This is a genomic window from Corallococcus sp. CA047B, assembly GCF_003612065.1.
Classification (GTDB): Bacteria; Myxococcota; Myxococcia; order Myxococcales; family Myxococcaceae; genus Corallococcus; species Corallococcus praedator.
Genome location: NZ_RAWD01000010.1, coordinates 22,601 through 34,807 on the forward strand (window position 1 = coordinate 22,601; position 12,207 = coordinate 34,807).

Consider the following 12,207-nt stretch of genomic DNA (forward strand, 5'->3'; position numbering starts at 1 on the left):
CTATGCTGGGACGCGAGGGGGGTACAAATTGATGAGATGGGGAAAGCCCGTGGGGCTCGCGTCTTCGCTGAGCCCTTTGTTGATCCTGGCCTGTGTCTGTCTGGCCTCTCCTGCGCATGCGCGCGACTGGTTCGTCCGAGCAGGCTCCACCGGCGGTGACGGCTCGCGTGAGAAGCCCTTCGCCGATCCCTGGATGGCGCTCGAGCGCGTCGAGGCGAACGACAAGGTGCACGTCGCCGCTGGCAGGTACTTCGGCAAGCTGGAGAAGGGGAACTGGGTGCTCTCGTTCCCCGGCGTCGAATTGCTCGGGGGCTACGACGCGAACTTCCGGGAGCGCAACCCCTGGAAGAGCCTGACGGAGCTCACCTGGCGCAAGGGCGCCGCGAACCGGCCGGACATCTCGCTGGCGCGGGTCAGCACCAGCACCGAGCGCGACACCGCCGGCGCCACCATCGATGGCTTCCTCATCGACATGCAGGACTATTACGAATACGCGGGCGAGGGCGGGAACTTCAACCCGATGGCGCTCCTGCGCAACGGCGCGGTCGACCTCGCGAAGGGCGGCATCCTGCGCAACTGCATGATCGTCAATTCGATCAACGCGGTGCGGACGTCGCCGGGCGCCGTGGTCGAGAACAACGTCATCGTGAACTCCCTCTTCGCGGCCGTGAGCGCCAAGGGCGGTGGCGACCACGACCTGCCCGTCACCCTGCGCGACAACACCATCGCCTTCGTGTGGGCCACCAAGGCCATCGCCGAGGGCGGCACGGAGGGCGCTGGCATCGACGTGACGAACAAGGCGCTCGTGGAGAACAACCTCCTCGTCCACTCCGACAACCACGGCGCGCAAATCATCGTGCCCGCGAAGGTGACGTTCCAGAACAACGCCTTCTGGCGCAACCTCTACTCGAACGTCACCTTCTACTTCCAGGGCAAGAAGTCCTCGCTCGACGACTCGGACATCGCGGAGGCCGAGGATGCCGGCTTCGCCAGGGCGGGCGGCAACATCGCGGTGGACCCGAAGCTCCCGTTCGACAACGCCTGGTATGAGAAGTTCACCCGCCGCGCCACGCTGGGGAAGAAGTTCGACGCGAAGGCCTGGGAGGAGACGCGGACCGCCGCGGGCTTCCCCGCGACGGGCGAACAGGTTGAGCTCTTCGCGCCTGCGTATCCGCCCCAGGCGGTCGCCGCGCTCATCGCTCCGAAGAACCCCGCGTTGAAGCAGGGGGCCCGCGTGAAGACGCTCCCGGTGAGCTTCTCCGCGGTCGCGGCGACGACGGTGTCGAAGACCTATGCGAAGGCCGGACTGGACAGCCTCGCCGCGAACCCGAAGGGCTACGACGGCAAGGACCTCCAGCTCATCGTCGGGGTGCAGGGCGTGGCCAATCCGGACAACGGTCCGCCGGGCACCTCGCGTGAGACGCACAAGGCCGTCTTCCTCATCGACGCGAAGAACGAGTCCCGCGTCACCGGCTTCTTCAAGAAGGGCACGGCGCTGGAGCGCGCCATCGACGCCATCCCGAACTATGGCTCGGGTCCACCGCGCGACCTCTTCGTCGTGCGCGGCACCGCGCACTTCCGCGCGGGCGGCTATCCGAAGCACGCCCTCGTCATCGACGCCATCGAACCGTACGAGAAGGAGGTCGTCGCGTCCGAGCGCCCGAAGGGACGGGACTGGTTCGTGCGCGCCGGTGAGAGCGGGGGCGACGGTTCGCGCGAGAAGCCGTTCCGCGACCCCTTCCAGGCCATCGAACAGGCGGGCAGGGGAGACCGCATCCTCGTGGCCACGGGCGAGTACGGCGGAAAGCTGAAGAGCGGCAAGTGGATGGTCGACGGCAAACAGTACCTGGCACTGCTCGGCGGCTGGGACCGGGACTTCAACAAGCGTGACCCCTGGAACACGCCGAGCCTCTTCTCCTGGCCGTCGGACTCGAAGACCGCTCCGCAGGGCTATCTGTTTGAAGGCAACGGCGACCACACCGGGCTCATCGTGGATGGCTTCGTCTTCGACCGGCGGACGTTGAACCGCTACGACAAGGACGGCTTCATCGACCTGAACACCTCGCCTGACAACGAGCACCTCTGGGTGTCGTCTCCGGAGTCCGTGATTCGCAACTGCACCTTCGTCAACGGCGCGGGCGCGGCGGTGCGGATGAGCAACGGGGTCACGTTCGAGAACAACCTCGTGGTGAACGTCTTCAACGAAGGCGTCCGCGTCACCGGGGGCTTTGGCACGCGGCCGGCCCAGATTCGCGACAACACCTTCCTGTTCGTCTGGAACCGGAACCGCCCGCACCAGGGCTCGTCCTCGACGGGCAGCGGGCTCGCGGTGACGGGCAATGCCCCGGCGGTGGTGGATGGGAACGTGTTCCAATACATCGACAACTTCGGGGTGAAGTCCGAGTCCCAGCTGAACGAACTCGTGCTCACGAACAACGCGTTCTTCCGCAACTGGGCCGCGTTCCGCTCGACGCTGGGAACGCCGCCGCCCACGGTGGATGAGAAGTCGATGCACCTGCTCGCCGACCTCCCCTTCAAGAAGGCGGAAGGGAACGTGGTGGTGGACGGCGGCTTCGACATCGACCCGGCCTTCTACGCGAGCTGGTTCGCTCGGACCTCGCAGCTGACGGGCCTGTTCACCCCCGAGGAGTGGAATCAGATCGCCCCCAAGCCGACGGGCGGTGAGGCCGCGAAGCCGGGCGTGGGCCGCGCGCTCGACTGGAAGCAGGCCGCGAAGCTGTTCCCAAGGAACGCCCAGGTGAAGGGCGCGCGTCTGAAGAAGCTGGAGAGCGGGAGCGACCGATGAAGAAGATCCTGAACGTGGTGGTGTTCTCGCTCCTCGTCGCCGCGCCCGCGTGGGCGGATGAAGTCGATGACCGGGTGCGTGCGATTGACGACAACCTCTCCCGCATCAAGGACAAGCTCGATGGCATCGTCTCGGATTCGAGCTCCAGCGACATCGACTCCGCCCTCGACTACCTGAACACGGTCAAGAGCGAGGTCGACCGGCTCAAGTCGCTCGACCCGCAGAGCGACCCAGGCAAGTCGATGGCCTATTACTACCCGGACTGGATTCCGAAGTTCCGGGAGTCGGCGCAGGCCTTGAAGCGGATGAAGGACTTCCAGGTGAAGGCGGACGAGTCCCGTCTGGCCGAGCGCTGCACGGAGGCGGACCGGAACCTGAAGGCGTTCATGCAGAACTTCGTCGAGCGCAAGGACCCGAACGGGGTCTCCAAGATCTCCGACGAAGTGGAGAAGATCGGGCGCCAGTACTCCGACGAATACAAACGCATGCAGGAGGTCCACGGAGAGATGGACCGCGCGCGGGGGTACGCCAGGTACTTCTCCGAGTCCCAGGGCCGCTGGTCGGACGTGAAGGGCGAACTCCACGACGGGGTGAGCGACATCTGGGACCGCTGGACGCGCCGGATGGACGAGACGAAGACGAAGTGTCAGGAGCTGGCCCGGGGCCGCGACGCAGACGCCGTGAAGGACGCGCTCGCGAAGCTCGGCGACAGCAGTCGCGCACGCCGGGAGATCACCGAGAGAATCCATCAGGCGCTCGACCAGGCGGGGAACTCGCTGTCAGGCGCGGGCGCGCGCACCGGAACGTCGGAGCTGGACTCCGCGCTCGGCTCCAGCACGGAGGTCGCCACGCAGCTTGATCAGCTCCGCAACATGCGCGGCGAGGACGACACCGCGAAGCGGATGACCGACGTCTGGCCGGACAAGAACAAGGAGTTCCGCCGGTCGGTGGAGCTGCTGAAGCAGGTGAAGGCGCAGCAGTTCTCCTTCGATGGGATTCCGGTGGCGTGCAAGACGACCGAGGACCAGCTCATGGGCACGGTGCGGGCCTACCTGGGGGCCCTGGACGACGCGGACGAGGGCGTCAAGGTCGTCACCGAGCGGTCCGAGCGGTTCGCCACGGAGACGCGCCAGCAGCTGGATGCCGCGGAGCGCAAGTACTCGGAGCAGGAGCGGCTCCTGGAGGAGGCGAAGCGCTTCGCGTTCGACGAAGGGCGCTGGCGGTCGGTCCGCGACCGCGTCCAGGAAACCGCGAGCGCCATGCAGCGACACATGCGGACCCGGCTGGATGAGTCGAAGGTCGCGTGCGGCAAGCTCTCGCAGGGCACCAACAACCCGGACATCGTGAATGCGCTCAAGGTGCTCAGGGACCGCGACCTGCTGGTGAAGACGACCCTGGAGCGTGTCGCCCGGGACTACGAGGAATGGAAGAAGGAGCGCCGGGGGCTGAAGCCCGGCGGACGGTTCCGCCAGGAGAACGCGGACAAGCTGCTCCAGGCCTTCTGCGACCAGGACGAATACCAGCTCGCCGACCGCGTGCAGCGCGTCGCCGACGAGGTGGCGTCCGTGATGGGGAACCTGCAACGCCAGTACCTCGACCGGCTCAAGCGCCTGCAGGAGGACGTGAAGGCCGTGGAGTCCACCAAGAACCCGACGCTCAAGGCCGAGGTGAACCGCCAGAAGCGGAACATGGCCGCGACCTACAAGCGACTCGAGGATGCGGGGAACCTGGGCATCCTGCGTGGCAGGAACAACCCCATGGTGAACATGTACCTGGAGAACGGAAACAAGAAGCACCTCGCGTACCAGACTGGCTGCACGGCGATGGAGTACGAGATTCCGGGAGGCCGGATTGACTGCGTGAACGTCTCGGACGGCTCCTGCGAGGTCATTGAAATCAAGCCCAACAGCTCCTCCGGGCGCAGCGCGGGCGAGGCGCAGATCGCCAGCCGGAAGTCCGTCCTGGAAGACCTGCACAGGAACAACAGGCTTGGGGGCCTGATGCAGCGCTGCGTGAAGGATGGCAGCCTGAACATCCGGTACTCGGTGAGGTACTACGAGTACTGCCCCGTGGGGATCGCCCATATCGACGTGCAGTCGGAGGACCCCGACGAGTAGGGCGCTGTCCGTCGCGGGTGACGCGAACAATTCGCGGTCGGGAACGTCCCCGGCCCGGATAGGTTTCCGGGCCGGGAGGCGTCCACCCTTGCGCATCGAGTCCATCCAGCCGCTGTTGCGAATCCTCGCCCTGGTCCTCGTCACCACGGCAGCCCACGCCGCCGGGGCGGGTTCGCCCAGGGCGGGCGAAATCATCACGGAAGTCGGTTCGACGAAGACGGCGCAAGGCGAGACGGTCCAGTACGAACTGGGCACCTTGTTCGTGCCGGAGAACCGAGCGGTCGCGAACAGCCGGCTCATTGGCGTGGGCTTCGCTCGCATCAAGGCGGCGCGGCCCACCGGGGCTCCTCCCATCTTCATCCTCCCGGGAGGCCCCGCGCGCAGCTACCTCAACGCCTTCACGGACGAGGATGCCGCCGCGAAGAAGCAACTGGCGGGCGTGTTTCCCTTCACCGCCGCTGGCGATGTGGTCGTCATGGACCAGCGCGGCTATTCGAAGCGCGGAGAGGAATTGCTGGTGGCGCGTCCACGCCAGCCCCTGGACCGGCCGCGAACCCTGGCGGCGGATGCCGCGGAGCTGGTGAAGCTGGCCCGGGACGCGATTGCGGCGCATCCCGACAAGGACCTCGCCGGGTACACCATCGTCCAGTGCGCGGAAGACGTAAACGACCTGCGCCGGGCGCTGGGCTACGAGCAGCTCACCTTGTCCGGTCAGAGCTTCGGCTCTCAGTGGAGCTTCGCCGTGATGAAGCTCCATCCGGAGATCGTGGCGCGCGCCTGGCTCTCCGGCGTGGAGCCGCTCGACAACGCCTTCGACATGCCGTCGCACGTCTTCACGGTCCTGCAACGGATTGCATGGGACGCGGACCGGGCTCCTGAACTGGCCCCCTGGCTGCCCAGGGGAGGCGTCATGGAGGCCCTGCGCGCCGTCCACGCACGGCTCGCCAGCGGGCCGCTCCGGGTGAAGGTCAAGGACGCGGCGACGGGCAAGGCGCGCACCGTGGTGCTGGGCCTGGAGGACTTCCGGGCCTCGCTGCTGATGCCCCCGGAGGCCTGGCCCGCGTTCGTGCTCTCCCTCTACCACCGGCACTACGACGACTGGGCGCGGGCGGTCCTCCAGGAGCGGCAGGCAGAGGGCTCACCGGTCCGCCTCATCGCCCCGTTGATCGACAGCAGCCTGGGCGTGTCCGCGCAACGTGCGCACCTGCTGCGGACCGACTCGGGCACGGAGGCCCTGGGCATGACGGACTTCGACGCGCTCATCGCCTCCGCGGACGCGTGGCCGACGCCTCCCATGGAGGACTCGCTGCGGCTGCCGGTCCCCAGCCCCATCCCCGTGCTCTTCTTCCACGGGGACTGGGACACCTCCACGCCCATCGACAACACGCTGGGCATGCTGCCGTACTTTCCCAACGGCCGGGCCCTGCTGGTCCACCGGGGCGTGCACCACACCCGCGCGCCGGTGTTCGAACAGCACCCCGAAATCCTCCCGCGGGTCATCGCCTTCCTGAAGACAGGGGACACGCGGGACTTCCCGGTCAACGTGTCGCTGCCCGTCCCCACGTTCCAGAAACCGTCATTCACTCCGGGCCGGTAGCACCCGCACGTGGGACATGCAGGCGCGGACGGCTGCCGGTCCGCGCCCGCAGGCTTGCTTCAACTCAAGGCACGGTCACGGTGACGGGGTTGCTGCGCCGGGTATTGCCCGCGCGGTCCGTGGCGACGGCGACAATCACGTGCGTGCCGGACTTGCCCGTGGTGTCCCAGGTCTTCGTGTACGGCGCCGTGGTCGCGTAGGGCGTGAGGTTCACGCCGTCGACCTCGAAGATGACGTAGGCCATCGCCTGGCTGTCGCTCGCGGAGGCCGCCAGCGTGACGACGCCGCTGACCACCGCGCCGTTGGCCGGCGAGGTGATGTTCGACACGGACGGCTTCGCGTTGTCCACGATGAGCGACCGGGTGTTGGTGACGGACGCGTTGCCCGCGGCGTCGGTCGCCTGGAAGCCGATGTTGTAGGCGCGGTTGCCCAGCACCAGCGTGTTCCACGAGATGGAATAGAGGGTGCCGGAGACGGTGGGATTCGACGTCAGCACGGACCCGTCCTGGAAGACCCGCGCCAGGGCCACGGGAGCGCCGCCCTGCAGGGCCACCGTCCACGACACGGTGATGTTGCCGCGCACGTAGTTCTGGGTGGTGGGGTTGTACTGGGGCGAGCCCGAGAGGATGAGCGGGGGATTGTTGTCCACCGTGACGTTCACCGCGCTGGAGGTGCCGCTGTTGCCCGCAGCGTCGAAGGCCTGGGCCGTCAGAGAATGCACCCCCGCCATCACGGACGTCGTGTTCCAGGACGCGGAGAACGGCGCCGTGGACGAAGAGCCGATGAAAGAGGTGCCGTCGAAGAAGTCCACGCGGGCGACGCCCACGTCGTCGGTGGCGTTCGCGGTGACGGTCACGGTGGAGCGCACATAACCACCCTCGACCGGCGCGGTGAGCTCCGCGGTGGGCGCCTGGGTGTCGTCGTCCAGCAGGGTGACCGGGTCGGTGGCGCGACGGGTCGCATCCGTGGGGAGCGGGTCGGCCGCGCTGACGGTGGCCCGTCCCGTCCCGGTCGTGAAGCCATCGGTGATGGCCTGGAGCGCGCTGTTGAACGCCTCGGTGCCGGGCGTCAGCCGCGCCAGTGCGTTCCAGCGCTGCGCCTGCGCGAGCACGTCCACGGGCGTCCGCGCGGGCAGCTCGTACGCGAGGGTGACGGTGCGGTCCAGCGGCTTGCCGCTCGCATCGAGCACGTCGAAGACGAAGTGACCCTCACCGGCGGTGCCCCGCGACACGTCGCGCAGGTCCATGCGGTTGGCGATGGCCCGCAGGCGCAGGGGCGACCGCGTCAGGTCCAGCTTCCCGTCGATGCGCGTCGGCCAGTCCCAGGCGACCTGGGAGAGCTCCCGCGCGAACAGGTCCCGCACGAAGTCCTCGGGCGCCACGGACCCGCTCATCCGCGCCACCAGCCGACCGAAGCTCCATGCACCCTCCGCGGTGCTCCCATCCGCGGGCAGCGCGCCGGACCACGTGGTGCGAAGCGTGTCGTTCACGACGCCCGGGTCCTGGATGACCAGCGCCTGTTCCGGGGCGATGGCGGACGGGGTGCGTTCCAGGGAGGCCTTCGCCTCGAGGACCTGGGACGGGGTGTTCTCCGGCGTGCCCTGGACCTCACCGCAGCTGGCGGAGGCCAGTGCGCCCGCACCGACGAGCGCGATGGCGATGCCACGGGTGCCTCTCGAAACGATTCTCATGGGGATTTTCCTTGGGGAGCGGGCGCCCGCGTGGGGGTGGAGCACCCGTGACGAAAGACATATCAAATCCTGCCTTTCGCCGGCTCCCAGGAACTTCAACAGAAAGAGCTTGTAACTCCAACTGCTCGAGCCCGTCGCGCTTTCAAGAAAAGAGGGTTGGCTGCAGCGACGGACGGGCTCTGTTAGGGGTAGTCTCCGATGGTGCGAGGACGTTTGATGATCGACGAGGCCATGCCCGGGACACAGTCGTTGGAGTCAACCCCTAAGCTCCCAGACAACGCACCGCAGCTCCTCTCTGGCGATGAAGTGTCGTCAATGCCTGTCCTGACCATGCCTTCCTCTCCAGATGCGGCGGGGATTGGACCCCCCTGGGTTCCAGATGTCCCCATCGCTCCTCTCGCTGGAGCCGCGAGTGCTGCGTCGGTCGCAGCGGCAGGCAGCGCGGCCCAGTACAACGTGCTCGCCGCCGTCGCCAATGAAGCCCTTTCAAAGGGCGAAGCGGCGCTCAACTCAGTGGGACGGCAGTACGCGAACACGCCCGACGCATCGCTGGCGGGCCGCGTGGCCGAGGAGTTTCATGCCGCGACCTTCAACGCCGATGCGGCCTTGAAGGGTCGCATGGAACTTCATGCCCGCACGACCGCCAGCGCAGGTCGCTCCTTCGACGCGGTGGACATTGAGGTCACGAAGACCGGCGCCAAGGTGGTCGACGCGCAGGTGAAGTACCTAAGCACCGCCGAGAAGACCGCCAAGGGACTCTCCCAGCCGCGTTACGAGGGGCAGTCGAAGATCGTTCCGGCGGATCAGCTTGAAGGTGTGCGCTCGACAGCCCATCAAGAGGCTGTGCGCAACACCGTCAAGCGTCCCGCTCAGGCGAAGCACTATGAGGACACCGCCGCGCATGCCAGTGACCGGCTCCAGTACGAAACGGTCCAAAGCCAACCGCAGACGAAAAAGGGTGCGGTGAAGCTGGCCAAGAAGGCTCGGCGGGGTCAGGCGAAGTTCAAGCGCGTTCCCACTCAGGACGTGGCCCGGCATGTGGGCACGGCAGCGGGCCGTGCGGCCTTCGCGGGTGGTGTCGTTGCTGGACTGGTGACGGCCGTGGTCTCGGGAGTGAGCAACGGTATCGATGCGGCGAAGGGGCGCAAGAGCGGACGCGAAGCCGTGGCCGACACCGCGCAGGACGCGGGGCTTGCAGCAGCGGATGCAGCCGCGAAGAGCGCCGTGGGCGCCGGACTTCAGGCGGGAGCCACGGTGCTGGCGCGAAGTGCCGCTGCGCAGGTCGTACGTGGGGTGGCCGGTGTCGTCGCGCGCTCCAATGCCGCCCTCGCGGTGGGCGCGGTTGCGGTGGATGCGCTTGTCGGCGGTGTCCAGTTCGCGCGAGGGAAGATCGACGGTGGCGAATACGCGACCCGAGTCGGGGAGTCCGCGACGGGGGCGGCAGGTGCATTCGCCGGAATGCAGGGTGGCGCAGTGCTTGGAACGGCCGTGGGAGGGCCCGTGGGCGCAGCGGTGGGGGCTCTCATTGGTGGGACTGCGGTAGCGGTGGGCGCAAGCGAACTCGGTCGTAAGATCTTCAGACGCAAGGAGCGCAAGAAGTAGGCGCTCTGGGGCAGCGCCGCGGGCTCAGGCAGAGCGCTGAAGAAGTACGACCCTGCTGTCCACGTTGAGCACCTGCGCTCCTCCGGGGAGGGTCGCGAGCGGCGTCTCCCAGTGGGCATGGCCGCACACCACCAGGGGCGCCTCCCGTTCTGGTAATGCCAGGCGGATGGCCGTGCTTCCCCGCAGCCGCGTGCCGGGCACGTCCGGACCCTGGTGCAGCACGAGCATGTCCGGTGAGTGGCTCAGCGCATCTTCCAGCAGTCGCAGCTGATCGGGCTCTTCGCGCCGCCCCTGCTTGTCCCCACGACCCATGATGCTGCCCACGCCCCCCACGCGCAGACCCTCCAGGTCGATGGTTCCTCCATCAAGCAGGTGCAGTCCGGGCTGCTGCTGGAAGCGGGCCTGTTCGCGGGGGCTCCCGAACGTGTCGTGATTTCCGGCCACGCCCACTACCCAGCGGAAATGCTCCGCGAAGGCCCTCCACACGCTGCGCACATCGCCGGAGGCGCCTCGCACGTTGGCGCCCGGCGCTGAGTACAGGTCTCCCGCGAGGACCACGCCGATGTGCTCGGAAGGGGGTAGGGTGTCCTCCTCGCCCAGCAGGGCCAGGGCATCCGCGAGCACCTCGCCCAGCAGGGCCACGGCTCCCTCCTGGCGGGGATGTGGCGCCACGCCTTGCAGATCCGCGGTCACCAACAGCGCTTCCACGCCTTCCGGGAGCGTGTCCACCGTCCCGCGCAGCAAGGGCAGGAGCTGTGTCTCCGTCCCGCCGCGCGGCGCTGCATTGAGATAGCGCCACGCGTGCATCGGCACCGTGTCGAGGGTCAGGATTCTCATGATGGCGCGGACGGTCGGCGCGGGGCCGCGCTTCCTGACATCCACGCCCCCTTTCGCCGACTACTTCGCCTTCGCCGGGGCGAAGTCGAACGGCTTGTCCTGGGCAATCAGCATCACGCACTCGGAATCCGGCGCGCACTGGTTGCGGTGCACCACCTTGCCGGGCTGGTCCCAGGTGCTGCCGGACTCGACCGCACCGCCCGGGGCGACGCCGTCGCTGGTGTTCGTCATCCGGCCCTTCACCAGCACCCCGTGATAGTCGGCGGAGTGGGTGTGCGGCCCTGAGTCGAACCCCGCGGGGAACTTCATCAGGAGCCCGTACGGGCCCTTCTTCATGTCACCCCAGAGGACGTGCACCGACGGCCCTCCGGGCATCATCTCCGTCCAGGCGAGCTTGTCGTACGAGGTCTGCTGGAACGCGGCGGCCTCCGCCTTGCCCTTCGCGACGGCGAGACCGAAGGCGGAGACAACGACGAGCGCGGCGGCGAACTTGGAAAGGGTCTTCACGGGTGGAACTCCTCGGTGGAAGTGACGCCGGGAAGAATGGCGGCGGGGCGCCTCTGCGAAAATGCCCGTTTCCGCAGGCTGCCTCTGCAAGAGTGCAGGCCATGCCCCAGTGGAGTGACCTGCAGCACTTCCTGGCCGTCGCGAGGGGAGGCAACCTCTCCGCGGCGGCCCGTCAGTTGAAGGTGGACCAGACCACCGTGGGACGGCGCCTGGCCGTGCTGGAACGGGAGCTGGGGGCCCGGCTCTTCGACCGGACGCCCTCGGGTTTCCGGCCCACGGCCGTGGCCCTGCGCATCCTGCCAGCCGCGGAGGCGGTGGAGGCGGAGGCGCTGCGCGTGGAGCGGCTCGCCAGTGGTGAGGATCTGCGCCCCTCCGGCCCGGTGACGGTCACCGCGACGGACTCCTTCCTGGTCCACAACGTGATGCCGTGGCTGTCTGGCTTCCGTGAGCGCCATCCCGAAATCGAGCTGCACCTGCTGTCGGGTTACGAAACGCTCTCGCTCGTCCGGCGCGAAGCCGACGTGGCCATCCGCCTGGTCCGGCCCCAGGAGCCCTCCCTCCGCGCCCGGAAGGTGGCGGCCATCGGCATCGTGCCCTTCGCCTCCCAGGCGTACCTCGACCGCAGCGGGCCGGTGCGCTTCGACGCGGGGCTCCAGGGGCACTCCGTGGTCGGGTACGCGCACGACTCGAGGCGCTGGCCCGAATCCAAGTGGCTGGACGTGCACGCGGCACGGGCCACCGTCGCGGTGCGGCTCACCTCCATCCTGGGCCTGCTCCAGGCCGCGCGCGAGGGATTGGGCGTGACGCTGCTGCCAGCCTTCTTCGGCCACCTGCATCCGGAGCTCGTCCCGCTCCGCGGCGTCCTGCCCGAACTGGAGCGGACCGTGTGGCTGGTGTTCCACGAGGACCTGGCCAACAACGCCCGGGTGCGCGCGGTGGTGGACTTCCTGGCGGACACCATCGGAGCGCAGGCCGAATCCCTGTCGAAGGCGCCCACGCGTCCACCGCGTGCGGCGCGCGGTATCGGCAAGCGCCGGGGGAACAGGTAGAT

The 12,207-nt window shown here is 68.0% G+C and carries 8 protein-coding genes; 5 read left to right on the forward strand and 3 right to left on the reverse strand.

All coding sequences use genetic code 11. The features are described from left to right. The first annotated feature begins 31 nt into the window (after positions 1-31). From D7X74_RS03430 to D7X74_RS44950, 3 genes are all read left to right on the forward strand, one after another. Entirely contained in the window at positions 32-2,806 is a 2,775-nt protein-coding gene (locus D7X74_RS03430; RefSeq protein WP_120531465.1) for a right-handed parallel beta-helix repeat-containing protein, read from the forward strand. Further along, positions 2,803-4,923: a hypothetical protein gene (locus tag D7X74_RS03435; RefSeq protein ID WP_120531466.1), complete on the forward strand. Its 2,121-nt coding sequence runs from the start codon at positions 2,803-2,805 to the stop codon at positions 4,921-4,923. The genes D7X74_RS03430 and D7X74_RS03435 overlap by 4 nt, the downstream gene beginning before the upstream one ends. 88 nt (positions 4,924-5,011) lie before the next feature. Then, the gene (locus tag D7X74_RS44950) at positions 5,012-6,520 is read left to right on the forward strand and encodes an alpha/beta fold hydrolase (RefSeq protein WP_120531467.1); all 1,509 of its coding nucleotides are present in this window, start codon (positions 5,012-5,014) and stop codon (positions 6,518-6,520) included. A gap of 64 nt (positions 6,521-6,584) precedes the next feature. On the opposite strand, the gene D7X74_RS03445 is transcribed toward D7X74_RS44950, so the two are convergent. Further along, positions 6,585-8,210, reverse strand: a complete 1,626-nt coding sequence (locus D7X74_RS03445) for an Ig-like domain-containing protein (protein WP_120531468.1) — start codon at positions 8,208-8,210, stop codon at positions 6,585-6,587. Between the two features lie 456 nt (positions 8,211-8,666). On the opposite strand from D7X74_RS03445, the gene D7X74_RS03450 reads away from it, so the two are divergent. After that, the gene (locus tag D7X74_RS03450) at positions 8,667-9,812 is read left to right on the forward strand and encodes a hypothetical protein (protein WP_147446455.1); all 1,146 of its coding nucleotides are present in this window, start codon (positions 8,667-8,669) and stop codon (positions 9,810-9,812) included. A gap of 24 nt (positions 9,813-9,836) precedes the next feature. Here the strand turns inward: D7X74_RS03450 and D7X74_RS03455 are convergent, their stop codons facing one another. Together D7X74_RS03455 and D7X74_RS03460 are read right to left on the reverse strand one after the other, a co-directional pair. Further along, the gene (locus D7X74_RS03455) at positions 9,837-10,649 is read right to left on the reverse strand and encodes a metallophosphoesterase (RefSeq protein WP_120531470.1); all 813 of its coding nucleotides are present in this window, start codon (positions 10,647-10,649) and stop codon (positions 9,837-9,839) included. Between the two features lie 60 nt (positions 10,650-10,709). After that, positions 10,710-11,156 (reverse strand): DUF4437 domain-containing protein, encoded by a 447-nt coding sequence (locus D7X74_RS03460; RefSeq protein ID WP_120531471.1) that lies wholly within the window; start codon positions 11,154-11,156, stop codon positions 10,710-10,712. Positions 11,157-11,257: 101 nt separating this feature from the next. On the opposite strand from D7X74_RS03460, the gene D7X74_RS03465 reads away from it, so the two are divergent. Beyond that, the gene (locus D7X74_RS03465; protein ID WP_120531472.1) at positions 11,258-12,205 is read left to right on the forward strand and encodes a LysR family transcriptional regulator; all 948 of its coding nucleotides are present in this window, start codon (positions 11,258-11,260) and stop codon (positions 12,203-12,205) included. Positions 12,206-12,207: the final 2 nt, after the last annotated feature.